This window comes from Streptomyces spinoverrucosus (assembly GCF_015712165.1).
Lineage (GTDB): Bacteria > Actinomycetota > Actinomycetes > Streptomycetales > Streptomycetaceae > Streptomyces > Streptomyces spinoverrucosus_A.
In genome coordinates this window covers 208597-233631 of the sequence record NZ_JADPZX010000001.1, presented here as the reverse complement: position 1 = coordinate 233631, position 25035 = coordinate 208597, and the positions used below count along the sequence as shown (strand labels likewise).

General features: G+C 69.5%; 28 protein-coding genes and 1 pseudogene. 11 read left to right on the top strand and 18 right to left on the bottom strand.

Features of this window, described 5'->3' with window-relative positions; all coding sequences use genetic code 11:
- Positions 1 to 61: 61 nt before the first annotated feature.
- From I2W78_RS01075 to I2W78_RS01060, 4 genes are all read right to left on the bottom strand, one after another.
- Positions 62 to 535: a VOC family protein gene (locus I2W78_RS01075; protein WP_196456092.1), complete on the bottom strand. Its 474-nt coding sequence runs from the start codon at positions 533 to 535 to the stop codon at positions 62 to 64.
- A 110-nt stretch (positions 536 to 645) separates the two neighbouring features.
- Positions 646 to 1563, bottom strand: a complete 918-nt coding sequence (locus tag I2W78_RS01070) for an NADP-dependent oxidoreductase (protein ID WP_196456091.1) — start codon at positions 1561 to 1563, stop codon at positions 646 to 648.
- A 31-nt stretch (positions 1564 to 1594) separates the two neighbouring features.
- Positions 1595 to 1777, bottom strand: coding sequence for a hypothetical protein (locus tag I2W78_RS01065; protein WP_196456090.1), 183 nt, complete (start codon positions 1775 to 1777; stop codon positions 1595 to 1597).
- Positions 1778 to 1957: 180 nt separating this feature from the next.
- Positions 1958 to 2329 carry a winged helix-turn-helix transcriptional regulator gene (locus I2W78_RS01060; RefSeq protein ID WP_196456089.1) on the bottom strand — a complete coding sequence of 124 codons (372 nt, stop codon included), beginning with the start codon at positions 2327 to 2329 and terminating at the stop codon, positions 1958 to 1960.
- Between the two features lie 91 nt (positions 2330 to 2420).
- On the opposite strand from I2W78_RS01060, the gene I2W78_RS01055 reads away from it, so the two are divergent.
- A complete protein-coding gene (locus I2W78_RS01055; protein ID WP_196456088.1) occupies positions 2421 to 3260 on the top strand; it encodes an SDR family oxidoreductase in 840 nt (279 codons plus the stop codon).
- 183 nt (positions 3261 to 3443) lie between these two features.
- Here I2W78_RS01055 and I2W78_RS01050 read toward each other — a convergent pair whose 3' ends face one another.
- Positions 3444 to 4460: an NADP-dependent oxidoreductase gene (locus I2W78_RS01050; protein ID WP_196456087.1), complete on the bottom strand. Its 1017-nt coding sequence runs from the start codon at positions 4458 to 4460 to the stop codon at positions 3444 to 3446.
- A gap of 122 nt (positions 4461 to 4582) precedes the next feature.
- On the opposite strand from I2W78_RS01050, the gene I2W78_RS01045 reads away from it, so the two are divergent.
- Positions 4583 to 5176 (top strand): TetR/AcrR family transcriptional regulator, encoded by a 594-nt coding sequence (locus I2W78_RS01045; RefSeq protein WP_196456085.1) that lies wholly within the window; start codon positions 4583 to 4585, stop codon positions 5174 to 5176.
- 97 nt (positions 5177 to 5273) lie between these two features.
- Here I2W78_RS01045 and I2W78_RS01040 read toward each other — a convergent pair whose 3' ends face one another.
- Together I2W78_RS01040 and I2W78_RS01035 are read right to left on the bottom strand one after the other, a co-directional pair.
- Positions 5274 to 5693: an SRPBCC family protein gene (locus I2W78_RS01040; RefSeq protein WP_196456083.1), complete on the bottom strand. Its 420-nt coding sequence runs from the start codon at positions 5691 to 5693 to the stop codon at positions 5274 to 5276.
- A 54-nt stretch (positions 5694 to 5747) separates the two neighbouring features.
- Positions 5748 to 6755, bottom strand: coding sequence for an aldo/keto reductase (locus I2W78_RS01035; RefSeq protein WP_196456081.1), 1008 nt, complete (start codon positions 6753 to 6755; stop codon positions 5748 to 5750).
- A gap of 145 nt (positions 6756 to 6900) precedes the next feature.
- Between I2W78_RS01035 and I2W78_RS01030 the strand changes: the two genes are divergently transcribed.
- Positions 6901 to 7860 carry a LysR substrate-binding domain-containing protein gene (locus tag I2W78_RS01030; protein ID WP_196456079.1) on the top strand — a complete coding sequence of 320 codons (960 nt, stop codon included), beginning with the start codon at positions 6901 to 6903 and terminating at the stop codon, positions 7858 to 7860.
- Positions 7861 to 7955: 95 nt separating this feature from the next.
- Positions 7956 to 8099 (top strand): hypothetical protein, encoded by a 144-nt coding sequence (locus tag I2W78_RS01025; RefSeq protein ID WP_196456077.1) that lies wholly within the window; start codon positions 7956 to 7958, stop codon positions 8097 to 8099.
- Positions 8100 to 8208: 109 nt separating this feature from the next.
- On the opposite strand, the gene I2W78_RS01020 is transcribed toward I2W78_RS01025, so the two are convergent.
- The 4 genes from I2W78_RS01020 to I2W78_RS01005 form a co-directional block, all read right to left on the bottom strand.
- On the bottom strand, positions 8209 to 8706 hold the full coding sequence (locus tag I2W78_RS01020) for a winged helix-turn-helix transcriptional regulator (RefSeq protein WP_196456075.1): 498 nt from the start codon (positions 8704 to 8706) through the stop codon (positions 8209 to 8211).
- Positions 8707 to 8853: 147 nt separating this feature from the next.
- Positions 8854 to 9915, bottom strand: coding sequence for an LLM class flavin-dependent oxidoreductase (locus I2W78_RS01015; RefSeq protein ID WP_196456074.1), 1062 nt, complete (start codon positions 9913 to 9915; stop codon positions 8854 to 8856).
- Positions 9915 to 10439 (bottom strand): SRPBCC family protein, encoded by a 525-nt coding sequence (locus I2W78_RS01010; RefSeq protein WP_196456073.1) that lies wholly within the window; start codon positions 10437 to 10439, stop codon positions 9915 to 9917. The genes I2W78_RS01015 and I2W78_RS01010 overlap by 1 nt, the downstream gene beginning before the upstream one ends.
- An 85-nt stretch (positions 10440 to 10524) precedes the next feature.
- Positions 10525 to 11622, bottom strand: a complete 1098-nt coding sequence (locus I2W78_RS01005; protein ID WP_196456072.1) for an acyl-CoA dehydrogenase family protein — start codon at positions 11620 to 11622, stop codon at positions 10525 to 10527.
- Between the two features lie 110 nt (positions 11623 to 11732).
- On the opposite strand from I2W78_RS01005, the gene I2W78_RS01000 reads away from it, so the two are divergent.
- The 3 genes and pseudogenes from I2W78_RS01000 to I2W78_RS00995 form a co-directional block, all read left to right on the top strand.
- Complete coding sequence (locus I2W78_RS01000; RefSeq protein ID WP_196456071.1) at positions 11733 to 12416, top strand: acyl-CoA dehydrogenase family protein; 684 nt, start codon at positions 11733 to 11735, stop codon at positions 12414 to 12416.
- The gene (locus I2W78_RS41565) at positions 12314 to 12595 is read left to right on the top strand and encodes an acyl-CoA dehydrogenase family protein (protein ID WP_374222626.1); all 282 of its coding nucleotides are present in this window, start codon (positions 12314 to 12316) and stop codon (positions 12593 to 12595) included. The genes I2W78_RS01000 and I2W78_RS41565 overlap by 103 nt, the downstream gene beginning before the upstream one ends.
- Positions 12556 to 13173, top strand: a pseudogene (locus I2W78_RS00995) (helix-turn-helix transcriptional regulator); the annotation flags it as partial. The gene I2W78_RS41565 and the pseudogene I2W78_RS00995, both read left to right, overlap by 40 nt.
- A gap of 190 nt (positions 13174 to 13363) precedes the next feature.
- Here the strand turns inward: I2W78_RS00995 and I2W78_RS00990 are convergent.
- The 3 genes from I2W78_RS00990 to I2W78_RS00980 all read right to left on the bottom strand — a co-directional run bounded on the left by I2W78_RS00990 (position 13364) and on the right by I2W78_RS00980 (position 16805).
- Complete coding sequence (locus I2W78_RS00990) at positions 13364 to 14749, bottom strand: MFS transporter (protein WP_196456070.1); 1386 nt, start codon at positions 14747 to 14749, stop codon at positions 13364 to 13366.
- Between the two features lie 263 nt (positions 14750 to 15012).
- Positions 15013 to 15468, bottom strand: coding sequence for an RpiB/LacA/LacB family sugar-phosphate isomerase (locus I2W78_RS00985; RefSeq protein WP_196456069.1), 456 nt, complete (start codon positions 15466 to 15468; stop codon positions 15013 to 15015).
- 341 nt (positions 15469 to 15809) lie between these two features.
- Positions 15810 to 16805, bottom strand: coding sequence for a LacI family DNA-binding transcriptional regulator (locus tag I2W78_RS00980; RefSeq protein ID WP_196456068.1), 996 nt, complete (start codon positions 16803 to 16805; stop codon positions 15810 to 15812).
- Positions 16806 to 17018: 213 nt separating this feature from the next.
- Between I2W78_RS00980 and I2W78_RS00975 the strand changes: the two genes are divergently transcribed.
- Positions 17019 to 18158, top strand: coding sequence for a methyltransferase (locus I2W78_RS00975; RefSeq protein ID WP_196456066.1), 1140 nt, complete (start codon positions 17019 to 17021; stop codon positions 18156 to 18158).
- Between the two features lie 267 nt (positions 18159 to 18425).
- On the opposite strand, the gene wrbA is transcribed toward I2W78_RS00975, so the two are convergent.
- Positions 18426 to 19028, bottom strand: coding sequence for an NAD(P)H:quinone oxidoreductase (gene wrbA / locus I2W78_RS00970; RefSeq protein ID WP_196456063.1), 603 nt, complete (start codon positions 19026 to 19028; stop codon positions 18426 to 18428).
- Positions 19029 to 19400: 372 nt separating this feature from the next.
- The gene (locus tag I2W78_RS00965; protein ID WP_196456061.1) at positions 19401 to 19556 is read right to left on the bottom strand and encodes a hypothetical protein; all 156 of its coding nucleotides are present in this window, start codon (positions 19554 to 19556) and stop codon (positions 19401 to 19403) included.
- A gap of 605 nt (positions 19557 to 20161) precedes the next feature.
- On the opposite strand from I2W78_RS00965, the gene I2W78_RS41560 reads away from it, so the two are divergent.
- Positions 20162 to 20353: a peptidoglycan-binding domain-containing protein gene (locus tag I2W78_RS41560; protein WP_196456059.1), complete on the top strand. Its 192-nt coding sequence runs from the start codon at positions 20162 to 20164 to the stop codon at positions 20351 to 20353.
- A gap of 186 nt (positions 20354 to 20539) precedes the next feature.
- Here I2W78_RS41560 and I2W78_RS00955 read toward each other — a convergent pair whose 3' ends face one another.
- Entirely contained in the window at positions 20540 to 21295 is a 756-nt protein-coding gene (locus tag I2W78_RS00955; protein WP_196456057.1) for an ASCH domain-containing protein, read from the bottom strand.
- 133 nt (positions 21296 to 21428) lie between these two features.
- On the opposite strand from I2W78_RS00955, the gene I2W78_RS41025 reads away from it, so the two are divergent.
- Together I2W78_RS41025 and I2W78_RS00950 are read left to right on the top strand one after the other, a co-directional pair.
- Positions 21429 to 21554 (top strand): hypothetical protein, encoded by a 126-nt coding sequence (locus tag I2W78_RS41025; protein ID WP_269066289.1) that lies wholly within the window; start codon positions 21429 to 21431, stop codon positions 21552 to 21554.
- A 14-nt stretch (positions 21555 to 21568) separates the two neighbouring features.
- On the top strand, positions 21569 to 21976 hold the full coding sequence (locus I2W78_RS00950; protein WP_196456055.1) for a RacP protein: 408 nt from the start codon (positions 21569 to 21571) through the stop codon (positions 21974 to 21976).
- A 190-nt stretch (positions 21977 to 22166) separates the two neighbouring features.
- Here the strand turns inward: I2W78_RS00950 and I2W78_RS00945 are convergent, their stop codons facing one another.
- Positions 22167 to 25028: a glycosyl hydrolase family 95 catalytic domain-containing protein gene (locus I2W78_RS00945; protein ID WP_307783572.1), complete on the bottom strand. Its 2862-nt coding sequence runs from the start codon at positions 25026 to 25028 to the stop codon at positions 22167 to 22169.
- Positions 25029 to 25035 lie beyond the last annotated feature (7 nt).

Genomic DNA, 25035 nt, shown 5'->3' with positions numbered 1-25035 from the left:
GTTCCTGTGACTCGGTGAAATGTTCCGCACTTCGGCGGGAGCGGGTTTGCCTGAAGCGGTGTCAGCGACCGGGAGCCCGCTGCGTGACCTCCTGGAGCACCCAGCCGTTGCCGTCGGGGTCGCTGAAGGTGGCGTAGGAGCCGTAGGAGGCGCGCTCGGGGTGCGGACCGGCCGCCCGCCCCTGGCCCTTGCCGTCATGGACGATCGCTCCGGCCTCGTGGCCGTGGTGGAAGACCCCTCCGGCGTCGTGGAACACCTCGCTCACCTCGATGCCCCGGCCGACGAGCTCCGCGCGGGCCTCCTCGATGTCGAAGACGATGAGGTACAGGCCCTGGAGCGAGCCCGGCGCGGCCGACGTGAGGCCCTTGCCGAAGATGATCGAGCACTCCGATCCTGGTGGCGTGAAGTGCACCGCGCGCCAGTCCTCGCCCACGTCGGCATCCAGATCCAGGCGGAAACCGGCGGCCTCGTAGAAGGCCTTCGCCCGGTCGACCTCGGAGACGGGCAGCACGATGAGTTCGAGCTTGAGGTCCATGAGGGTCCAACTTCTTCCTTCTCGTCGGGAACAGCAGCCGGTGCCGCCTTACACAGCGACCTGCGGACAGGGCATGGTGACGGCAGGACGCGGATCAGGTCGTGCGGCGCTCACGCGACCTGGATGACGGTCTTGCCCACGGTTCCCTTCTTCGCGCGGAACGCCTCCGGCGCACGGTCCAGAGGGTGGACGGCGCCCACCAAGGGCCGCAGCCGGCCCTCCCGGTGCCTGCCGATGATCTCCAGGAGGTGACCACGGTCGGGTTCGACGATGAAATACAGGGCCCGGCCGTCCTCGGGCCGCACGGTCGGGGGTTGGGCGATGGTCACCAGGGTGCCGCCGGGCCTCAGCACGGCGGCCGAGCGTGCGAGTACCTCCCCGCCGACGGCGTCGAAGACAAGGTCGACATGGCCCACGGCCTCCTCCCACGCGGGCTGTCCCAGATCGAGGAACACCTCTGCGCCGAGTTCGAGCACGAGATCCCGGCTTCTCCCGCGCCCCGTGCCGATCACGCGCGCCCCGGCATCGCGGGCCAGCTGGGTAGCGGCCATGCCCACGCCCCCTCCCGCGCCGTGCACCAGCACGCTCTGCCCGGCCTCGAGCCTGCCGTGGACGAACAGACCCTGCCAGGCGGTCAGGCCCGGCATCGGCAGCGCGGCCGCCTGCACGTGGTCGATGCCCGCGGGCAGCGGCGCCAGATTGCGCGCCTCCACCGCCACGTACTCCGCGAGCGTGCCGTCCCGGCTCCAGTCCGTCAGCCCGACGACGCGCTGACCGACGGACAGCCCGGTCGTGCCGACCGCCACCTCGGCCACCTCACCCGACACCTCATGGCCGGGAATGACGGGAGCACGGTCCCGGCCACCCCGGTCGACCCAGGTGCCCGGCCAGGTCAGCTCGTCCGGGGTGAAGCAGGCCGCACGCACCCTGACGACGACGTCACCCTCGCCCGCGTACGGATACGGCGCATCCTCCACGACCAGGCTGTCCGCCGACGCGTCACGATCGTGGGCTCGTACGGCCTTCATCACCCCTCCTTCAGACAGCGAGGAGAGTCGCCTACTGTTCCAGGATGACGGCGTGACGCCCTCGGGGCGATCCGGGACGGCCACCCATGCCTGCGGCACGAGCACGCAGTCGGCACCTGGTGACGATGTGCTGCTCGATGCGCCGCGGCAGCCCCACCCGGGCGAACACCTCGGTGCGCCACTGGTCCAGGGGCACATCCGCGTAGGTGATCATCGAGGGCAACGAGTGATGCCTCGACTGAGGGGCCGCGAACCTGCCCTCGTTCTGTCCCCATGGGCCAAGACGAAGAACCGCCCACGAGTTGGTGGCCGCACCGCGCGATGTCGGACTCTGCCACCGAGCGGCCGCCTCGACGCGGACCGAGCGTGGCTCAAGCCCTCGGCCGCTACGACGCTATCCCGCGTCGCGCGGCGACAGCCGCCGTGTGATCCGGTCGAACAACTCCGTCAGCGGCTCGCCGACATCCCGACCGAACTCGGTCAGCCCGTAGGTGACCTGAGGCGGCGTCGTCGGCTCGACCTCCCGCCAGACCAGGCCGTCTTGGACCAGCGCGCGCAAGGTCTGGGCGAGCATCTTCTCGCTGATGCCCTGAATGCTCTCGCGCAGCTCGTAGAACCGAAGGTCGTTGCTCCGCAAGGAGATCAACACCCAGACGCCCCACCTGCTGGTCACGTGGTCGACCACATCGCGCGCGAGGCAGTCGGTGTGAAACACCTCATACCGCTGCCCCGCCCCGCCCTGTGTGTGCTGCGCGCCTCCCGCCACGTGGGGAGCTTACCTCTGGGTATGTCCTAACCAAAAGTTAGCCCGGCTCCTAACGTCATGGCCACAGAGGACATCGGACAAGGAGCTGATCATGATCGTGGTGACCGGGGCTACCGGAAATGTGGGCCGGCCGTTGACGCAGGCGCTGGCCGAGGCGGGCCAGCAGGTGATCGCGGTGTCACGGCACGCGGCGGCCGTGCCGGACGGCGTCCGCCACGTGACGGCCGACCTGGGCGACCCGGCCGGCCTTGAGCCCGTGCTGGCCGGGGCGAAGGCGCTGTTCCTGCTGCTGTCCGGCGACCTGCACGCCGCCGGAGCCGGCCCGGCCGACATCATCGACCAAGCCGCGGCCGGCGGGGTTCGCCGGGTCGTCCTGCTCTCCACACAGGGCGTGGCGACCAGGCCCTTCGGCCCAACGCGGATCGCGATGCGCGCGGTGGAGGACGCGCTGCGGGAGTCCGGCCTGGACTGGTCCATCCTGCGGCCGGGCGGCTTCGCCTCCAACGCCCTGTGGTGGGCCGAGTCCATCCGCGCGCGGCGCGTCGTCGCCGCCCCCTTCGGCGACGTCGGGGTGCCGATCATCGACCCGGCGGACATCGCCGAGACCGCGGCGGCCTGCCTGCTGGATGACCGGCACACCGGCGGCGTGTACGAGCTGACCGGCCCGGCGGTGATCACGCCGCGCCGGCAGGCGGAGGCCATCGCCGCCGCGCTGGGCTCGCCCGTGCGGTTTCACGACCTCACCCGCGACGAGGCCAAGGCCGCGATGGCCCAGAACATGCCGACGGAACTCGCCGAGGACACCCTGGACATCCTCGGTTCCCCGAGCCCGGCCGAACTGCGTGTCAGCCCGGACGTCCAGCGGGTCCTCGGCCGCGCCCCGCGCACATTCGCCGACTGGGCCGCCCGCAATATCGCCGCTTTTCGCTGAGACTGGCCGGTGTTGCGTCGGTCCCCGTGACCATGCGGACGAGGGGGTCGACGAGCCAGTCGGAGGTGGTGTGCAACTCGTCTGTGTCGAGGTGGCCGCTGACCTCCATGTCCGCGATGCCGTCGGCGCTTGTCAGCAGCAGGGCGCCGTAGTGCCGTGCGTTCTGCTTCGGGAGGCGGCTCGTTACTGAGGGACCGTGAGTACGATCTTGCCCTGGATGTGCCCTCGGGCGGCGCGTTCGTGCGCTGCTCGGGCTTCCGGGAGCGCGAACGTGCTGTCGATCGCGACGCGGACCGTGCCCGCGTCGAGCAGACGCCCCAGTTCAGCGAGCTGCCTGCCGTTCGAGCGGACCTGGGCGGTCGAGACAGTGACGCCCAGCTCCGCGGTCTCTTCTTCGTCGAAGTCCCCCGGAAACACGGGGAATTGGGAGCCGCCGCGCTTGAGCGTGCGCAGGAAGCGCCGGCTGTCGGGGCCACCGACGGTGTCGAGAACGAGGTCGACGCCCTGCACCAGCTCCTCGGGACGGCTCTTGGTGTAGTCGATGAACTGGTCGGCGCCGAGCTCGCGCAGGAACGATTCATGGGCGCCCGATGCCACCGCGATGACGCGTGCGCCTTTCCACTTCGCCAGCTGTAGCGCGAAGTGCCCCACGCCGCCCGCGGCGCCATTGATGAGCACTGTCGTGCCGGCGTCGAGCGCCGTCGGGTGATGCGGTGCCTCCTGGAAGGGCGAGGGCTGATCGTGTCCGAGCTCGATCAGGAACTGCCACGCGGTGAGCCCGGCCATGGGCGCCCCGGCGGCGCGCACGTGGTCGATGCCGGCCGGCTTGCGCGCGAGGTCCGACGCGGGCGCGGCCACGTACTCGGCGTATGCGCTGCCGTCGAAGCTGGGAAAGCGCAGAAGGCCGAAGACTTCATCGCCTACGGCGAGGTCGTCCACGTCCGCGGCGACGGCCTCGACGACGCCCGACACGTCCGTCCCCGGAATCACGGGCAGGCTGACCGTCGATTCCGTCTCCCCGGGCATCCTGGTCAGCCCGCCGCGCAGATACCAGTCCGGAGGATTGACGCCGACCGCGTGAACGCGAACGAGCACCTCGCCCGGCCCGGGCTCGGGAATCGGCACTTCGTCGTCGTAACGCAGAACTTCAGGGCCGCCGTGCTCATGGAGCCGGGCCGCCCCCATCGTGTGTGTCGGCATCGTTTTCTCCTGCTCCTGCCAGCAGATACGCTTATCCGGATCAGCGGTCCACATAAATGGACCACTGATCCGAATATATGGATCACTGATCCGGATAGTCAAGAGGGACACAAGAGGGGCAGATGCGGGCCGACGCCAGGAAGAACCGCGACCACCTGCTCGCCGTAGCGGGCACCGCCATCACCGAGCAAGGTGTCGACGTGTCACTGCGCGACATCGCGCGCAGGGCGGATGTCGGACTCGCGACGCTGCTGCGGCACTTCCCGACGCGCGAGGCGCTGCTCGAAGCCCTGCTCCGCACGAGCTTCGACGAACTGACGGCAAGCGCAGGCGAGTTGGAGACGTCGAGCTCGCCCGAAGACGCGCTGGTTTCATGGCTGCGCGACTGCGTCGCGTGGACAACCGAGTACCGGGGCGTGACCGTGCTGATGGCAGCCGCCATCGAGGACACCGAATCCGCACTCCATGCTTCGTGCGTCACCCTGCGCGCAGCCGGTGCGCGGCTCCTCACCCGTGCCCAGGCCGCAGGCGTGGCGCGCAGCGATATCGACGGCGCCGACCTGTTCGCGCTGATTGCCATGCTCGCCTGGCTCGGCGATCAACCCTCGCTCGCGCCACGCGCCGATCGCCTCTTCGAGGTGGTCGCGAGCGCGATTCTGACCAGCGCGGGGAGCAGTCAGGCCAAGGGGGAACGCCGCCCTCAGACCCGTATCTGACATGGCCACACGCTGATCAGCGGACTCGGCCGCGGCGTGGAGTATCGCCGAGCACCGCCGGCGGGAACCGGCGGTGCTCAGCAGACCATGTCGTGCTTCAGGCGCTCACGGTCTTCAGAAGCGCGGCGAGGCCGTCGGTGTAGATGCCGTGGAAGAGGTCCTCGGCCTCGGCGTCGCTGACACCGACGGGGGTGAAGCTGCCGGACCACTCGACGCGCGAGGCGTCGGGGCGGCCGGGCACGGCATGCACGGTCAGGGTGGAGAGGTAGCCGGTCACCGGGAACGGCGCCTGCTCGATGGCGTAGGAGTAGCTGCGCGTCTCCTGGTCGAAGGCCTGGAGGCGTTCGACGATGGTGCCGCCGTCCTCGTTGGTCAGCGTCCGCACGCGGCCGCCTTCGCTCAGTTCGCTCGCGGGGATGTAGGGGAGCCAGTCGGGCAGGGATCCGAAGCCGCCGATCAGTTGCCAGACGCGGTCGGGGCTCTGCGGGATGTCGAGGGATGCGGTGGTGGTGGCCATTGCGGGTCCTTCTTCGGTACGGCGGGAGTGTTGGGCGACAGGGGCGTTGATGTGTCAGGCGGTAGGGGCGGAGGCGTCGGTGGCGATGAGCTCCTGGTCCCGCAGGTCTGCCCAGAAGGCGGCCGGGATGGTCTCCTCCAGTGCGGCGACGTCTTCGGCGATGCGGCTGGGCCGCGAGGCACCGGGGATGACGGCTGCGACGGCGGGGTGGGCCAGGGAGTGGAGTGCGGCGGCCTTGATGCTCACGCCGTGCTTGGCGGCGAGTGCCTTGATCCGCTCGACCTTGGCAACGATCTCCGCCGGGGCCTTCTGGTACTCGAAGTGCTGCCCACCGGCGAGAATCCCGGAACTGTAGGGGCCACCGACGACGATGTCGACACCCTGCTCGGTGGCATCCGGCAGCAGCCGCTGAAGGGCCCGGCCGTGGTCGAGGAGGGTGTAACGGCCGGCCAGCAGGAACGCGTCCGGCTTGGGCTCGTCCAGGTCCAGCGTCAGTTCAAGAGGCTCCACACGGTTGACACCGAGGCCCCAGGCCTTGATGACACCCTGGTCACGGAGCTCCTGCAGGACGCGGAAAGCACCGGTGCGGGCGGACTCGTACGCGGCCAGCCACTCGTCACCGTAGAAGTCCTGGGCGACGTCGTGCACCCACACGATGTCCAGGCGGTCGGTCTTCAGACGCTCAAGACTGTCCTCGATGGAACGCCTCGTGGCGTCCGCCGTGTAGTCGTTGACCATCTTGTTCGGACGGCCGTGCTCGAACAGGCCGCCCTTCTCGCCCAGATCCCGGGAAGCAGGGTCCTCCACCTCATTGAGGATGACGCGGCCGACCTTGGTGCTCAGGACGAACTCGTCACGGGGCCGGCCCGCCAGAGCGTCACCGAGACGGATCTCCGACAGCCCCGCCCCGTAGAAGGGGGCGCTGTCGAAGTAGCGGATGTCGTGATCCCAGGCCGCGTCGACGGTGGCGGCGGCCTCCTCGTCGGGGATGGCACGGAACATATTGCCCAGCGGCGCGGTGCCGAAGCCGAGGGAACCGGTCAGAAGTGACTTGATGCCCATGAGGAAGATCCTTCGCTCTCTATGGCGTAACGCGAAGTTTGAGAGGTTTCACCTACTCCGCGGCTCTTGCTCTGTCGAGGTTAGGATCGATACATGAGACGGTCCAAGACTTGCTTGGACACACTTGAGTCCCGAGAGGTCTCACATGCTTGACCTGCGTCAATTGCGCTATTTCGTGGTCGTCGCCGAGGAGGAGCACGTCGGCCGGGCGGCCGACCGCCTGCACATCTCACAGTCGCCGCTGAGCCGCCAGATCGCGCAGCTGGAGAAGAACCTGGGGCTGACGCTGTTCGAGCGCAGCCAGCAGCGCATCCGGCTCACCTCGGACGGCCGCGTGTTCCTGAGCGAGGCCACGGCCCTGCTGCGGCACGCGGACCGCCTGGAGAACCTGGGCCGGCGCCTCGGCCGGGGCGAGGAGGGCGGGCTGTGCGTGGGGTACGTGGGCGATGCCATGCACACCGGCCTGCTGCCCCGGGCCCTGCGCGCCCTGCACTCCGAGCGTCCCGGGATCCACGTGGCGCTCTACGACCTCCCCGCACCCCAGCAGTTCGAGGGACTGCGCCAACGCAGCCTGGACATCGCCCTGGTTCCGGAGGCGCCGCCGGAGACGGACCCCGACCTGCGCAGCACCCTCCTTCTCGAGGACCCGCTGCTGCTGGCCATGCCGAGTGGCCACCCCCTCGCCGACGGCGCTGAGATCCTGCCGGCGGATCTGGACGCGCAGCCGTGGATCGCCATCGAGGACAGTCAGGATCCCGCCTGGCGTGACAGCTTCGTCGCGTCCTGCGCGGCCGCGGGGTTCACGCCCGACATGCGGCTCGAGGCCCCGGAGTCCTTCACGGCGCTCGGTCTCGTCGCCTCCGGGCTCGGGATGGCGTTCGTCCAGAAGAGCGTGCTACGCGGTCGCACGCAGGGCATTACGGTGCGTGAACTCCCCTGGTTCCACGGGTCCGTGCGCTTGTGGGCGGCCTGGCATCGGATCGATCTCCGACCCATCGTCGCTTCCTTCCGCGCGACCGTCCTGGACACCGGGAGTGAGGAGCAGAGCGCACCGGACGAGGCGGTTGCCGGCGACGTCCCTCTTCCTGCAGTGCCGGGGAACTGACGTATGTGAACGGCCCGGCGCGGATACGTATCCTTTCCTTGCCCGCACCATGGTCTACGCACCCCTGCCCGCCCAGTACTGCGAGCAGTCTGTGGATGGTGATCGGTTTCGTGATCGTGACGACGCTGATCGCGATGCCGGCGATCGCGTTCGCCCCCGACTGCCGCGACCGCGAGCTGGATGAGATCGGTGCCCTCCTGACGTCCAAGGACGGCGCACTGGCTGTGTCATCACGCTGATGCGCATGCCGGAGACAGTGCCGCCTGCTCCAGCGGCTGTCGTTCCGGCGCCGACGGTCGACCGGGCGGGCCGGGGAGAGGCCCGCGCTGTCGATGAGGGTCACGCCTCTCAGGCGGTAAAGCGACTCCGGATGTCCGGGCGCTCGGCGAGGTGCTGGGGATAGCCGGGGCCGAGGCGAGGATGGGTGTCGTCGGCCGTCATCGGTTCCTTGCAAGAGGCGCACACCACCTCGGCGTTGCTCTCGTGGCCGCAGCGGTCGTGGTGGAAGACCACCGGCGGTCCCTGCTCGCCGCTGAGCCAGCGGTTGCCCCAGGTGTTCATGGCAGCCAACACGCCGAAGAAGTCGCGCCCCTTCTCCGTGAGCACGTAGTCGTAGCGCACCGGCTCGTGCTGGTAGGCCTGCTTCTCCATGAGGCCCTCATCGACCAGGCGGCGCAGACGGTCCGTCAAGGTGTTGCGAGCGATGCCGAGCTCCCGCTGGAAGGCGTCGAACCGCTTGATCCCGTAGAAGGCCTCCCGCAGGACCAGCGGCGTCCACCAGTCCCCGAGCATGTCCATGGTGCGCGCGACGGAACAAGGCCAGTTCGCGAAAGAGGTCCGCCTCATGACCCTCAGCATATAGGTCTCACCATAGGACTCAGCATTTCGGACGTGTGGAATCGGCAAGCCGAGCGGCAAGCAGCCGCAGTGGTGGGTGCCGCCCCCGGTCCGGTGCCCTCGCCGGACCGGGGGCGGTGTCTTCGCGCGCCCGGGTTACCGGCCCGGCTCGCGCTCCATGTCACGGACCAGGTCGAGGGCCCGGCCCAGGGTGGTGAGCCGGGCGTCCAGCGTCTCCCCGGCGGGGTAGAAGCGGACGGTGTCGACGCCGGCGTCGCGCCACACCCGCAGCCGGTCCCGCACCATGTCCTCGGTGCCGATGAGCGTGGTGCCCAGCACCATCTCGTCGGTGACCAGGTCTGCCGCGCCGTCCCGGTCGCCGGCCTGCCAGCGCATCCGGACCTCGGCGGCCACGTCGGCCCAGCCCTGGCGGCTGTAGGCGTTGTTGTAGAAGTTGGTGCTCGTGGAGCCCATGCCGCCCAGGCTGAAGGCCAGTTCCTTCTTCCGGCCCGCCACCATCGCCCGCAGCGCGTCCTCGTCCTCGGCGAAGGCCACCTCGGCGCCCTGGCAGATGTCGAAGTCCGCGCGTGAGCGGCCGGAGGCGGTGAGGCCCGCGTCCAGGTGGTCGAAGTAGGCCTCCTTGGCGCCCTCGGGAACGAAGCTGGTGCCGAGCCAGCCGTCGGCTACTTCGCCGGTCAGGTGCAGCATCTTCGGCGAGAGGGTCGCCAGGTAGACCGGGATGTCGTGCTCGGCGCGCATCGACAGACGCATGGGCTTGGCGTCCCCACCGGGCAGCGGGATCCGGAACTCCCGCCCGGCGTAGGAGACTTTCTCACCCGCGACAGCCTGCCGCACGATCTCGACGGTTTCCCGCATCCGTGACAACGGTCGGCCGAAGGGGACGCCGTGCAGTCCCTCGATCACCTGCGGGCCGGACGGGCCGAGTCCCAACAGGAAGCGCCCCTGGGAGATCTGCGACAGGGTGATCGCCGCTCGGGCGATGGCCATCGGCGTGCGCGTGGCGAGCTGGATGATCCCGGAGCCGAGCAGCATGCGCTCCGTCCGCGCGGCGAGATACCCCAGCGGCGAAGGCGCCTCGGAGCCCCAGGCCTCCGCCACCCAGCAGATGTCCAGGCCCAGCTTCTCCGCCTCGGTGACGAAGTCCACCGTCTCCGGCCAACTGCCCCCGGATGCCTCGATCGTGGTCGACGTACGCATCACACACTCGCCTTTCCGGACTCTTCCGCAAGCTTCTTGATTGCTGTGAGGGTGACGCCGATGTTGCTCTCGAACTCCCTCATCCGCACGAAGACGATCTTCTGTTCCTTCTCCGGCATGCGGTCGATGGCGAAGGAGAGACCGGAGCGGCCCGGACCCAGCTGCATCCACTGCCGCAACAGCGTCCCGCCGTCCTTGGGGTCGAGGGTGAATCGCCAGATCGCCGACGGCTGCTCGGGGTCCTCGACCGCCCAGGCGAACACCCTGGGCGGCTCGTACTCCACAACGTGGGAGGTGGTGGCCCACTCACCGAACGCCTCGTGCTTGCTCCGGCCCACGAAGCGGGCCCCTGGCGCGGGTCCTGTTCCCCCGTCCAGCCACTCCACCGACTGCAACTCCGCGCTCATGCGCGGCATCAGCTCGATGTCGGTCACCAGCCCCCACACCCGTTCCGGCGGGGCGGCGATCCAGATCGGCACCTCGACCGTCGGCTTGTCCGCGTAGCGCGCGCCTGTCCACTCCATGGCCTGCGGCCTCCTCGTTCAGTAGCGAAGATCTCGTAACAAAGTGCTCTAAAGATGCACGGATTCGACTCATTGGTCGGGGCAGTTACGCCGACCCGAGGAGACGGTCGGCGAGTACGTCGAGCCGGTGGGCCGAGGGGCCGAGAAGCGAGCGCCGCGCACGGGCCCGCCTGAGCAGTACGTGGGACGGGTGCTCCCAGGTGAAGCCGATGCCCCCATGGGTCTGCAGGGCGTCGGCCGTCACGGACTCGACCGCGTCGGCCGCCGCCGCGAGCGCGGTACGAGCCGCCACCTCGGCGTCGGCGCGCTCGCTGTCGACGGCCTGGGCCGCCCCCTGGACCAGCATCCAGGCGGCGTCGAGCTGGACAGCCCGGTCCGCGAGGACGTGCTTGATGGCCTGGAACGATCCGATCGGCCGACCGAACTGCCGCCGCTGCCCGGCATACTCAACGGCGCCCTCCAGCGCGCGTCGCCCGGTGCCGATGAGCTCGGCTGCCAGCACGGTGAGCAAGCGGGCGACCGTATGCGCGCCGAGCGGTCCAAGGGGTACGGCGGGCGCACCGGTCAGCCGCAGGCTCGCCATCGGCTCGGTGACGTCCAGCGACTCCACGGAGGTCCGTGCGGTGGCCGGTTCGGCGAGTTCCACGAAGGCCGCCCGCGCCGGGGCGTCGCCCTCGTCGGCGAAGACCAGCAACAGTTCGGCGTCGAGGCCGAACGGCACCGCTGCCAGTACGCCGTCCGCCGCCGCGCCGTTCAACGTCAGCGATCCCGCTCGCCGGCCGGGCACCATGTCGGCGGGGAAGGTCTCCCAGGCCGGTACGGCGACGGCGGAGCCGCCCATGACGTCGGCCAGCGCGGCCCGCGCGCCCGGACTGTCGGCGTGCTCGACCAGCACCGCGGCGACGGTCGCGGTGGCGGCGAACGGGAGGGTCGGCAAGGCCGATCCCATCCGCTCGGCCAGGACACACAGGTCCGCGACACCGCCACCCGAGCCACCCAGTTCCTCGGGCACGCCCAGGCCGAGCAGCCCGAGGTCGGCGAGCGAGGCCCACAACTCACGGCTGAGGGTCTGGGGGATGGCGCCCCAGGGCGGAGGCAGGGCATTCCTGCGGGCATGGGCGGCGAGCAACCGCTTGGCGGTTTGGCCCAGTTCGAGCTGTTCGTCGGTCGGTGTGAAGCGCATCGGGGCCCTCCTCACGTCGGGGGGAAATCCACGGCGCCCAGCATTGACTAGTGAGTCTATCTACGCAACTGTTCTGGTCGTCCGCTTACCGAAGACACCAGGAGGCCGCGGTGGAACCGCACAGCAGCGAACCGGCCGAGCGCTTCCGCGCTTCGGTCCAGGCGTTCGTGGCGGACCTGGTCCCGCCGGACTGGCGGGGCATCGGCGCCCTCGACCCGCTCGAGCGCGAGACGTTCCAGGAGGACACACGGGCCGCGCTCGCCGGGCGCGGCTGGGTTGCCCCGGCATGGCCCCGGGAGTACGGCGGCGCCGGCCTCGGGCCGACCGAACTGGCTGTCCTCATCGAGGAGTTGACCGCTGCCGGGATTCCGTTCGGCTCGGACAACGACGAGTTCGGCATCACCATGCTGGGCAACACCATGCTGCGCTGGAGCGACCCGAGCCTGCTGCGCCGGTTTCTGCCAAGGATCGCCTCCGGCGAGTACGTCTTCGCGCAGGGCTTCTCCGAGCCGGGCGCCGGCTCGGACCTGGCCTCGCTGTCCCTGCGGGCCGAGCGGTCCGGCGACCAGTGGGTACTGAACGGGCAGAAGCTGTGGTCGTCCGGCGCACACAAGGCGAACTGGGCGTTCGTCCTGGCCCGGACCAACCCCGACGCCCCGGCGCACCGCGGCATCAGCATGCTCCTGGTCCCTTGGACCAACCCGGCATCGACATCCGCCCGATCCGCAACCTCACCGGCGAGGCGGACTTCAACGAGATCTTCTTCGACGACGCGACGACCGAACTCGGCCTGATCGTGGGAGAGGTCGACCGCGGCTGGACGGTTGCCATGACGCTGCTGGGCTTCGAGCGCGGCGCGACCGCGCTCAAGGCGCCGATCCGCTTCCGCAACGAGCTGGACCGGTTGATCGAGCTGGTCCGCGAGCGCGGGCGCGCACTTGGGCCACCGGCGACCCCGACGGGGCAGCAGTGATGCTGATCGGCAAGTACCAGATGAGCGGCGAGATCAGTCACCGGCTCCTGCGCACCCTGCCGCCCCATCTCGTCCTCCCACACGACGCTCAGCCCTCCTCCCTGCTGATCGGCATGCTCATCGAAGAAGTCACCAAGGAGGAAGCCGGCCAACAGGTCGTCCTGGACCGACTACTGGACCTCCTGCTCGTCACCACTCTCCGGACATGGTTCGCGCGCCCCGAGGCCGAGGCCCCGGCCTGGTACCGCGCGCTCGCCGATCCCGTGATCGGCCCTACGCTCCGGCTCCTCCACAGTGACCCCGCCCACCCGTGGACCGTCGCCACGCTGGCGGCCAGGGCCGGTGTCTCCCGCGCGGGTCTGGCTCGCCGGTTCACCGACCTGGTTGGCGAGCCCCCGATGGCCTATCTCGCCGGCTGGCGGCTGGACACCGCCGCGGACCTGCTCCAGGAACCGGACACCACCATCGCCGCCGTGGCCCGCCAGGTCGGCTACGCGAGCGCCTCCGCACTGAGCACCGCGTTCAAACGAGAACGCGGGAGCAGCCCCCAGCAGTACCGGCGCAGTCGGGAACTTTGATCAACTTCAACGCCGAGCAGCTGAGTCAGATGCACGGCCGAGCCGGATTCCCGAGCGCTGCGAGCCGCACCTGCGGACGCCCGCGAGCTGTTCAACGCGATGGGTGCAGCGGCATGGTGGGACCGGACCGATCAGGAGCTGTCGGTGTCGGGCGAACGGTCCCAGGGCCCCGCACCAACCGGTCGCGAACTCACCGAGAGCCGGGCGAGGGCGGCAGTACGGCACTCACCGGCGTGCCTGCCGCGGTCTGGGCACGGCCTTCTTCTGCGACGAGGCGGAGCACGCGCTCCCGCTCATGGCGGCCCCAGGTCTCCTTGGTTGCGAGGATGCCGACGAGACCGATCAAGGCCGCGCCGAGATAGAGCAGCGCCGCGCCCGGCCATCCGAAGGCGCCTACCAGGGCGGCGGCAAGCAGCGGCGCGAAGCCGCCGATGGCCGCGGCGACTTGGTAGCCCAGCGAGGCACCCGAGGTGCGAGTGGCGGTGCGGAACTGCTCGGTGAGCAGAGAGCCCTGGGTTCCTGTCAGTGATGCGTGGATGAGGCCGATGCCGATGATGAACACCGTGACTACCAGGGCGGGTTGGGCGGAGTTGGTGAGCAGATACATCGGGAAGGCGAAGAGGATCGCCGCCGTACAGGCCGCTATGTAGATGGGGCGGCGTCCGATGCGGTCGGTGAGTGCGCCGGCGAGGAAGGTGACCGCGATGGCGAGGACGCTGGCGGCGGTGATCGCGCCGAGGGCCACGGGCCGCAGGTGGGGGTGGCGTTCGGTGATGTAGTTGAGCAGGTAGGTCGCGGTGGAGTAGTAGGCGAAGGATTCCACGACGCGCAAGGCGATGACGCGCAGGATGCCGCGCCAGTCGCCGGCCAGGGTCGCGAGGAGGGGGTTCTTCTCGGTCTTGCCGCTGGCCTGGGCCTCCTGGAACTCGGGGGACTCCGAGAGGCGGGAACGTACGATCAGCGCGACGATCACAAGGACGGCGCTGAGCAGGAAGGGGGTCCTCCACTGCCAGGAGCCGTCGAGGGTGTCACTCCACGCGAACACGCCGCTGGCCAGGGCAATGCCCAGGGGGTTGCCGGACTGGGGGATCGCGGCGAACATGCCGCGGCGGTGCCACGGCGCGTGTTCGTAGGCCATGGTGATCGCACCGCCCCATTCGGCACCGAACGCAAGGCCCTGAAGCATGCGGAGGACCACGAGCAGGATCGGTGCGAGCACACCGACCTGTTCATACGTCGGCAGCGCGCCGATGAGGAAGGTTGCGGCACCCATGACGAGCATCGCCGTGACGAGGACGGGTTTGCGGCCGACCTTGTCGGCGAAGTAGCCGCCGATGGCCCCTCCGAGCGGACGCATGACGAAACCGACGGCGAGGGTGGCGAAGGAGAGCAGGGTGCCGACGAACCGGTCGCTCTCGGGGAAGAAGACCGCTCCGAAGTAGAGCGCGGAGGCGGTGCCGTATGCGATGAAGTCGTAGTTCTCGACGCTGGTGCCGAGGCCCGCGGCGACTGCTGTCTTGACGCGGTCCTTGGAGCCGAGCACGCTTCGCCGTCCGGCGAGGTCGCTGGTGGACATGGGGATCTCCTTGGTGGGTCGCCGGGGGGAAGCCGGCGTCTACGGAGTGAGGAGGATGGGGCCGTACAAGGGGGAGGCCGGATCCTGTGACTGGGTGCTTCTGGGCATGACGAGGAGGCGCCCGGCGCGTCGTCCGCGAGCGGGGCGTTCGGCGTCAGCGAGAGAGTCAGAGAAAGAGTCAGCGAGAGAGTTCAGAGAAAGAGTCAGCGAGAGAGTCAGAGAAAGAGAGAGTTCACCCGCTCAAGGGGTGCGCGGGCGGCTTGTCAGGGAGCCGGGGTCAGGGCGTCGAGCGCGTTGAGCTTGGCGACCCGGCGGCGGGTCTCTTCGTCGTCGTCGAAGACGGCACCGAGGAACTCACGGACGATGTCGGGCACGAGTGCGTGCGGGACCAGCCAGGCCCCGATGGCGATGGCGTTGGCGTCGTCGTGCTCCACTGCCTGGTGGGCGGAGTACGGCTCGTGGGCGAGGCCGCAGCGGACGCCGGGCAGTTTGTTGGCGGCCATGACGGCGCCCTGACCGGTGCCGCATACGAGCACCGCCCGATCGGCGGAGCCGGAGAGCACAACCTCGCAGGTGCTGCGGGTGATGTCCGGGAAGTCGACAGGGTCGCGGCTGTGGGTGCCGCAATCGATCACCTCGTGACCGAGAGCCTCAATGGCCTGGCGGACGGCATCTTTGAGCGGATATCCAGCGTGGTCCGCGCCGAGGGCGACCTTCAATTTCGGTTTTTCCTTTCAGGAAGGGCGCACTGCCTCCCGCCGGACTGGGGACGGAGGTCGCAGTGCTGGGTCGGGTGTGACAACGGCGATGAGCGCGCCGTGCGGCCGTTGGTCGCACGCCGCACGATCGCGTAAGCGCCGGCGACGGCCCTTCCGGGCATTGCACGCTCGCCAGTGCAGACGCCGGGATCGCGAGCGAGGTAAGGGGCAGTGCAGGGCGGCATCAACGTCGACCGCGCCGGCCTCGGCCGAGTGGACTGCGACAGACACACCTTGACGACGCCGATGGCTGAGGGAGTCGGCGTCCTGGGTGACGGCGGCGCCGAGGGCGATCCGCGTGCTCATCCGACGTTCTGCGCGGACCGGTCGACGAAGGTCGTGGACACGCGCTGTCCGAGTGCGGCGCGACCGGCGATGACGTCGACGAGCCCGCGTACACCGAGCCGGCCGATCGACGACGCGTCGTTGCGCACCGCGCTGATGGGCGGCGAGACGAACTCGAACCAGTCGAGATCGTCGAAGGAGACGACTTCGATGCGCGCGGCCTGTTCGGCGCCGAGCCGCTCACGCAGTGCGCGCACGGCTCCCAGGGTGGTCAGGCCGTTCGCACCGAACACGGCCGTGAACGTGACGCCACGGTCGAGGATGCGGCCCATTGCCTCGGCCGCTCCGCCGGCCAGGAAGTCACCGGCGTCGACCAGCCTGTCGTCGGTGCTGATGCCGTGCGCCTGGCGCCCGGCGAGGTAGGCGGCTCGGCGCTCGGCGCCGGTGGAGATCGAGTCCGGGCCGCCGATGAAGGCGACGTCGCGGTGGCCCCGGCGCTGCAGCCAGGCGAGCACCTGCTGTACGCCCTGAGCGTTGTCCGTGCCGTACAGCGGGGCGTCGACGCCCTCGATCGTGCGGTTGAGGAACACCACCGGCAGTCCGGACGCGAGCATGGCGGCGACCTGCGGCGAGACGGTGCCCTGCGGTGAGAACAGCAGGCCGTCGATGCGCTGAGCGGCGAAGGTCCGAAGGTAGGCGTCGGCCTGCTCGGCATCCTCGTTCGCGTTGGCCAGCAGCACGGTGTACCCGTGGCGGCGCGCCTCCTGCTCGGCGGCGTGCGCCAGCTCGGAGAAGAACGGGTTACGGATGTCCGAGACGAGCAAACCCAGCACGTCGGTCCGGGCACGCCGCAGCGAACGGGCGGGGCCGTTGGCGATGTATCCCAGCTCGGCCGCGGCCGCGAGCACACGGGCACGGGAGTCGGCCGAAGTCTGACTGCTGCCGCTGAGCACACGGGATGCGGTACCGAGCGCGACCCCGGCCCGTGCCGCGACATCCTTGATCGTGGCCATCCGCCCCACCTCCTCGTGGAAACGTTTCCATGAACGGAATGAAACTAAGATCGCACATCGATCGCGAAGTGGGCAAGGGTCGAAACAAACGCAGCACCGCAGGACCTGCCGCCGCGCGTAAGACCACCGGGGCAGGGCATCCGCCACCGCGACGTCGGCCGGTGACCGTCCCGGCCCGGTCGAAGTCGGCAGCGGCGCGGGGATGATGAAGAGGTGAACAAGGAACAGACCATTCGCTGGCCGGAGAGTTCGGGAGAGGAGCGCCGCGCCCTGTGGCGGTCGGAGAGTGGCGCGCCGCCGCCGAAGCGGGTGTTGGTCGCCGATGACCGGATGAACGCCGACACCGCGTTCCGCCTGGCGTGCGAGGGAACCTCGCTGTTATGGCGCGGTGACTTCCCCAACGCCCGTCAGCTGCTGCGGGCGATGGCACGCCGCGTCGACCGTAAGCCGCCGAAGGCCGGGGCGTCACCGGAGCAGAGCTTCCATCTGTACCGTCAAGCGCAGTCGAGGCGTGCGCGGATCCTGGGCATGCTGCTCGTGCCGGTCGAAGGGGCGCATGTGATCCCCCTGCGCCGGGCCCCGGACGTGCGACTGGCTTGCGAGCAGGCGTACGGACAGTGCCACGAATCTTATGTCGTGTCACTGCGCGAGCTTCAGGGGGTACTTGGGGCCGGAGAATGGCGCAGGAAGGGAGTCCGCGTGCCGGCGCTCGGCGAGTCGATCACGCCGCACTACGGTGTGTTCTCTCCGGTGCGGGGCGAGTACGTCGACCTGGTGGCCGAGGCGCCGCTGCCGTCCCAGGGCACGGCCTTCGACATCGGCACCGGCACGGGGGTACTCGCCGCCGTCCTCGCCCGGCGCGGCGTCCGGCGGGTGGTGGCCACGGACTTCGACGCGCGTTCGCTCGCCTGCGCGCGGGAGAACATCGACCGCCTGGGCCTGACCTCCACCGTGGACATCCAGCAGGCCGACCTGTTCCCCGCCGGCCGGGCATCCCTGATCGTCTGCAACCCCCCGTGGCTTCCCGGCCGGGCCCGGACGCCGCTCGAACACGCGGTGTACGACCCGGGAAGCCGGATGCTCCGCGGCTTCCTCGACGGGCTGTCCGTCCATCTGGAACCCGGTGGTCAGGGATGGCTCGTCATCTCCGACCTCGCCGAGCGCCTGGGGCTGCGCTCCCGCACCGAGCTGACCGAACTCTTCGCCCAGGCCGGCCTGACGGTGGTGGGGCGCCTCGACGCCCGGCCGCTGCATCCCCGCGCCCACGACACCGCCGATCCGCTGCACTCCGCCCGGAAGGCGGAAGTGACGTCGCTGTGGCGGCTGACGGCGAGTCCGGGCGCCGTCGGCTGAACATGCCGGTACAGGCCGCATCGGGGCCTGACGGTCCGTCAAGCTCTCGCGGGAGAGCCTGGGGGCCTGCGCCTTCAGATCACGCCCGGCCCCTCACCGTACGGCCCGGTCAACGCACCGGATCGGGGTCAAGGGGGAAGCGGTCCTGCACCCTTGAGACCGAGGCAGGCGCGACGACAGCCGGATCCCGGTGCCCCTCCCACGCAGCGACCGTGTGCCGACGACAGCCCCCGCCGCCGGCACACGGATCGTCTGCGCCGCCGCCGGTTACGCGGCCTTGAACTGCGCGGTGACGGCGGTCACCCGCTTGCCCTGGTACACGGCGGCGTTGCGGGCCGTGTCGTCGACGGGGATCGCTCCCTGGCCGTTGACGTGGCTGGTGCCGTACGGGTTGCCGTCGATGAACTTGATCGGGTCCGTGTAGCCCGGGGTGACGATGATGCCGCCGAAGTGGTGCACGGAGTTGTACAGCGCGAGCAGCGTGGACTCCTGGCCGCCGTGCGCGGAGGCGGTGGCCGTGAATCCGCTGTAGACCTTGTCGGCCAGCTTGCCCTGCGCCCACAGCCCGCCGAGGGTGTCGATGAACTGCTTCAGCTGGCTGGCGATGTTGCCGAACCGGGTGGGGCTGCCGAAGATGACCGCGTCGGCCCACTCGATGTCGGCAGGGGTCGCCACCGGAATGTCCTGGGTGGCCGCGGCGTGCGCCGCCCAGGCGTCGTTCGAGGCGATGGCCTCGGCGGGCGCCAGTTCGGCCACGCGCAGCAACCGCACCTCCGCACCCTCCTTGCGGGCGCCGTCGGCGACGGACTCCGCGAGCTCGTGAACGGTGCCGGTGGACGAGTAGTAGACAACCGCGATTTTGGGAGCCATGGAAAATACCTCTCGCTGTTCTGTGATGTCGGTGGCGGAAGCCGCCGTGGTCTCGACGGCCTGAGCCGTCGCGGCGGGGTCGGTATGAGGGTGGGCGACGGCGGACAGGGAGAGCCGCAGCAGGCGGGCCGCGAGTCCCTTCGCCGCGGTGAGGCCATGGCGGTACCGGTCGACGGTCGCCGAGGCCGAAATCCTCAGTGAGCCGTTCTCGACGGACAGGGAGTACCGCGTTGCCGCGCAGCGTCGCGCCCGAGGTCTGCACGGCCCAGACCTGGCGCTCCCAGAACTGGTAGCCGCAGGCCACCGCCAGGTCCAGCCCCTCCAGCCGGGTCGGGGTGTCCGGCGTCTGCCCCGACTCGGCCAACCGATGGTTCATCTGGTCCGGTTGGCCGCGGTCGTGGCGGCGAGGAAAGCGGCCTCGACCAAACGGTGGGACCGGTCGACCGGGTGCGGACTGAGTTCACCGGCGCGCATGAGCGCCGTGACCACGGCGGACGAGGCGATCCGCCGGGCGGAGATCAGCGCCACGATCGGTGGCGATAGGTCGGCGGGGGCACGGGTGCCGCTCCGTCAGGTGGTCAGCGCCGCCTCGTCCAGCGCTCGCGCCACCGATTCGTCGGGCCCGGCGGCGCCCTCCGTGAGATGCCGGGAGGAAACGGCGATGCCTTGATGGAACGTACGAGCACGCCCAGGGCGCCGGTCCCGGTGCGGTCGGCGGATCGACGCAGGAAACACTCGTGGACGGCCCCATCGCGGGCTACCCCACGGGCAGTAGCCCGCCGAGGACCGTCGCCACGCCTGGATGGTTGCGGCGGGCGCCTACCGCTTCCGGGGTTGGAGGAGCGTGGCGGTGAGCGTGTCGGTCAGCCACTGTTCGTACGTCTTGGCGGACCAGCCCCGGCCTGCCGTGAGCTGGGTGTACAACTTTGGGCCAGCCAGGGCCCAGAGAGCGTCCGTCAGCTGGGCAGGATCCGCCTCTGGGCGCAGCAGTCCGGCCGCGTCGAGGTGGGTGACGAACTCGGCGACGCCGATGAGCCGTTGTCGACGTTCAGTCGCGGTGCCTGGTCTGGCGGCGGACCACCGCCAACTACACGGGCCTGACGGCGGGTTACAGCTGGGCGTGGAACGTCCACTTGGGCGCGGGCGATTCGGGCGACCGCGTCCGCGAGGTCCAGTGGCTGCTCGACTGGTGGGGCTACTACGGCGATCCTCTCGACGGCCGTTACGGCCCGGTGACGTCTACCGCGGTCGAGAACTTCCAGTGGGAGTACGGCATCGTCGACTCCGCTACATGGCGGTGCCTCCGAGACGGCGGGGAAGTCTGAATCCTGCTCGCCGTGATGCGCCGCCTGCACATCGTGTGCTCCCGGCTGAAGAGGTGAGGTGGGCCCTCCCGGAGAACGCGGGAGGGCCCTCATTGTACTGGCCCGTCAGGGGTAGGCCGTCGGGTGTTTCTCCCGTGCTGCCCGGACTGGGTGGTTGTGGCTGTCAGCCGTACGGTGGCCGCAGGTTCAAGCGGCGCCCGTCTTGTCGTTGATCTGGAAGGTGATGACGTCGACTTCGTCGGTTCCCGCCAGATCTGGGTAGTGGCCCTCGAGGGCTTCCCGGAGTTCGGCTGCGGTCGTCAGCCCCTCAGCTTGGGCGTCCTGGTTGGTGAGGTCGCTGACCAGGCAGTGCCTGATACCGGTCACCTCTGCCGGCAGGACGACTTCGGGGTCGCTCTCAAACACCAGCCGTGCCGGGCCGAGCTGCGCCGGGTCCCGGAAGCGGGTGGTCTTGGACTTGGCGCCGGAGCGGACGACTTCGAGGTAGCGGGGGTTGAACCGAATGATCGGGGGACCGGCCGTCTCGGGGTCTTGGTAGAGCGATGGGTCGAGACCGTTCGTGCCCGACTCCGGGGTCCATCGCTGCGCCAGCGGCATCAGGTCGGCGGCGAGCACGGACCTGAGCCCCGCGGGGGTGGGCACGATGACGCGCATGGTGGGGTAGTAGTCCACGAAGACCTGCCGATCGCGCCCGCACGGGCCGACGACCCCGCGCCCGTGGTTTCCCACGGCGACGATGCAGCGCATCTGGCGGGCGCCCTGGGCTCGCGCGGCTCCCAGAGCCACGAGTTCGGCGCAGGGTCCGCCGGTGAAGTGGTAGAGGTTCACGCCGGCGAACATCCGGTAGTCGGCGGCCATGACCGCGGCGCCCATCGTGTGGATCCCGTCTTCGTCGGGCCCGGCGTCGGTATGCGCGTCTATGGTGCGGCGTGCCAGCTCCACGAGCTCACGCTCATCAGCATCGAGAGCTCGTGCAGATGACGGGACGTACACCTTTGTGACCTTCCCTTCCTTCAGCAGTCGCCCAAGAGCATTCCACGTCACGCAGGCGGGCTCCACAGGGTTTCGGCTTACTTTGGCTGGACCCCCATGGTGGTCCCGTGGGCGGGGATGCAGCGCCCAGGCCGAGAACGCGGTCACCCGCGGCGAGGTCGACCTGGACGAGCAGCTTCAGAAGCTGCTGAAGGGCTCGGGCGAGTAGCCATGGGGCGGGGCGTGCCCGCTCACGTCCACGCCGAAGCCGTCCTGTCCGCCCTGCTGGAGGCCCGTCCTGCCGGCCTGACGATCGTCCAGCTGATGGCGGCCACCGAGCGCACCCGCGCTCAGGTCCACACCGGGCTCGCTCACCTGCGCCAGGTCGCCGCCGCGAAGGGGCTTCCACCGGTGACCTGGGACAAGGCGTGGGGCTACCGGATGCTGGAGGACGCGCCGGAGGTCTGGGTCGGCTACGAGCGGGCGTTCTTCGAGACTGTCCATCACCGGGTGGAGTACTTCATCGCCGGGATCCTCCTGCCGCACCAGAAGGAGAAGCGGAAGAAGCCCGACGACCCCTACATCCGCACGGTCATGGCGCAGATGGGCGCGATCGAGTCCACCCTGCACCTCCTCGCAAGCCTGGAGTGAAGCCCCGGAAACGCAACGGGCCGCGAGCGCCCGGCAGTTGACTCGCCTTCAGGTCGCGGCCCGGCACCCCGTCATGCCGCTGCCCCGCTACCGCTAGACCTCGTGACCTGCGGAAAGAGGATGTGACACAGGTACTTGGCGGGGGTGGGCCGGCAGCAGGTGCCGGCCCACCGGTCGGGTGTTGTGGGTGTCAGCCGATGCTGACGTCGTCGATGTAGCCTCGGTAGCCGCCGGTGGCCCCCGGCCGGTCGTAGCCGACGAGGATCTTGCTGATCGTCTGTCCGGCCTTGACCTCGCCGATGTTCACGGTGACGTGGTTCCAGGTGTCCAGCTCCAGTCGGCCGCACTGCCGGACCGGATGGATGCTGGTGCCGGACTGGTCGACGGCGCCGGAGTCCCGCAGGTTACTGCCGTCGGTGAAGATCAGGTCGACGGCGACGCAGGTACTGTCGTCGGAGCCCTCGGCCACCCAAGGAGTGGTGGCGTTTGATTGCGGGAAGATCCAGTAGCTCAGCGTCGTGTCGTCGCGGACGGTGAGCGGGGCGCCGTTGAAACCGTAGACCTGCATGTACGCGTGGTCGTAGGGACCGCCGCCTGCATAGCCCGAGTACATCAATGTCGCTTCGCCCGTGTGGGCCCGCTCACCGATGCGCACGGCCGCCTGGGGGCCCAGGAGACCGCAGCACAGGCCGGTGACGCCGTAGGAGCCGCCGCCCTTGGTGTCGACGGTGTCGGTCCAGGTCGGCTGGGTCTGTCCGGCTTCGAAGCCCGTGGCGAACGATTCGGTGGTCGAGGACTCGGCGGGCTGGGCCAGCTCATGGCGGATGGTGGCCAGGCTGGTTCCGGCCGGGGCGAGCTCGATCGTCTGGCCCACGGAGGTGTTCAGCTTGATCGTGGTGCCCGAGAGGGTGCCCTTGCGGACGCCGCCCGCGTAGTACTCCATGGAGCGTCCCGGCCAGGGGTTGGTGAAGGTGAGCTTCCCGCCGGACTGGCTCTTGATCCGGACGTATTCCACGGTGTTGTCCCGGATGCTGCTGGAGACCAGGAAGTTGCCGTAGGCCAGCAGGTCGCCGAACTTGGCGTTGGAGTTGGCGGGCCAGTTCGGGAAGACCTTGATGTCCTTCTGGAACGACTGGAGCAGCATTTCGTCGAGCCCCGAGGTGATGACGTTGAGGTTCTCGACACCGCCGCCGAAGTGGTGCACCGCCATGTTCGGATAGGAGTACGTGGTGGCCTCGGCGTGCAGTTCGTCCATCAGCGTGCTCGGGTTGTAGCCGACCATCGCCGCGGCGGCGTACAGGGTGGCCGGCGAGTTGTCGCTGTGCCAGTTGTTGAGCTGCGTGATGGTGTTCCGCGCGATCTGGAGCAGCTCGTCAGAACTGTTCAGGCCGACCTGTAGGCCGGGGTAGACGGCCTGAATGGCGATGTCGTTGCCGTCGCTGACCCAGCCGGCGCCCTCGGAGGTCTGCCGGAAGACGGTCTGCCCGTTCCTCGTCATCGTGGGCAGCGGCGCGAGTTTGCTGTCGATGTTCTGCCAGACGGGGATGAGCGAGTCGTTGACACCGAGGTCCTTGCTCATGTCGACGAGGCCCTGGAACAACAGGTGCACCAGGCCGAGCGAGAGAATGCTGTTGGTCTGCGGGTAGACCCCGCCCTCCTGCGGCGCGTCGTTGTGGATGTTGTACGTGCCCGAGGCCTCGTCCCAGGTCAGATAGTTCTCCCAGAAGAGCGCGACCTGCTTCAGGTAGGGAAGGACCTTGCGCGCGTAGTCGGCACTGCGGGTGTACTGGTACCGCATGACCATGACGCTGGCCAGGTTCACGGCGTTGGACTTCTGGTTGTAGAGGTCGTCGGCCGCGCTGGTGCCGTGGGGCGAGATGCCCACCGGGTAGAGCACGCCCTTGTAGCCGTGGGCCGCCGCCTTCGCCTTGCCCCGTTCCATCCAGTCCAGAACGGGCTTGTCGTAGGGCTCCATCTGCGCGATGCGGTTGGTCGACAGCGCCGGGTAGAAGCCCGCTTCGTAGTTGTAGTTGGTGTGGTAGTCGCCGTACCAGTTCATGTTCCCGGTGATCCAGTTGCCCCACAGGCCCGGCGCGTACTTCCCGGCCCGTGAGACCGAGCCGAGCAGGTAGAGCGAGCCGTACCAGCCCTTCTCGACGGCCTGGTCGGGGATCTGGACGAACGACCGGGACCAGTAGTCCCGCCACCAGGAGGCGTGTGCCGTGCGCAGCTTCGTCAGCGCGCCGCCGGTCAGCGAGGCGGCCATGGAGTGGGCGACGGACTGGTAGCGGGGGGTGTCACGGCTGCTCTGTATCGCGGCGGCGACGGTGTAGGTCACGCCCGGTTCCAGGGTCAGGCTGATCCGGTTGCCCGACGGTCTCGCGGATCCGTCCAGCACGGTCGCCGCGATACGCGCGTGGGGATTGCCGGGGGCGTCGGTGGTACCGGCCTGTACGTCGGCGTCGAGTACCCCACCCTTGACGGAAGTCGCCGGGGTCTGGCCGCGCCCGTCCTGCACAGTGACGGTGGCGGCCTGCGCGCGCGATCCGGACAGACGCAGGGTCGTCACGAACAGGTTCCGGGTCGCCGAGACCCAGCTCGTCGCCGAGAGCGTCTCGTCGCCGAGGGTGTAGGTGCCCTCGACCTGCGCCTTGGCGATGTTCTGTACGACGTGATGGCTGGAGCCCGCCAGGCCCGGCACGGACAGCCCGATCCGGCCCAGCGGCTCGATGCCGTTGGTGGCGGTGGAGAAGAAGTCGTTCTTGCCGAGATAGAACGTCTGGTCGTCGATGGAGCCGCCGACCGCGACGCCGACATCGCCGTTGCCCAGCAGCGGGGCGTCGACGGTGCCGCCGTTGTGCAACGTGGTGGGCGGGGAGTCCCACTCACCCTGGAACTGCGCCACGGTGCGCAGAGCCTGAGCGGCGGTGGGATTGCTGACGGTCTGTACGGCGGCGGAGGAGCCGCTGGGAACGGCGGTCAGGCCGACGGCCACGAGGGCCGAGGCCAGCAGGGTGCCGACCCGCCGCCGGTGGCGAAGTTTGAATGTCACTGCGGTG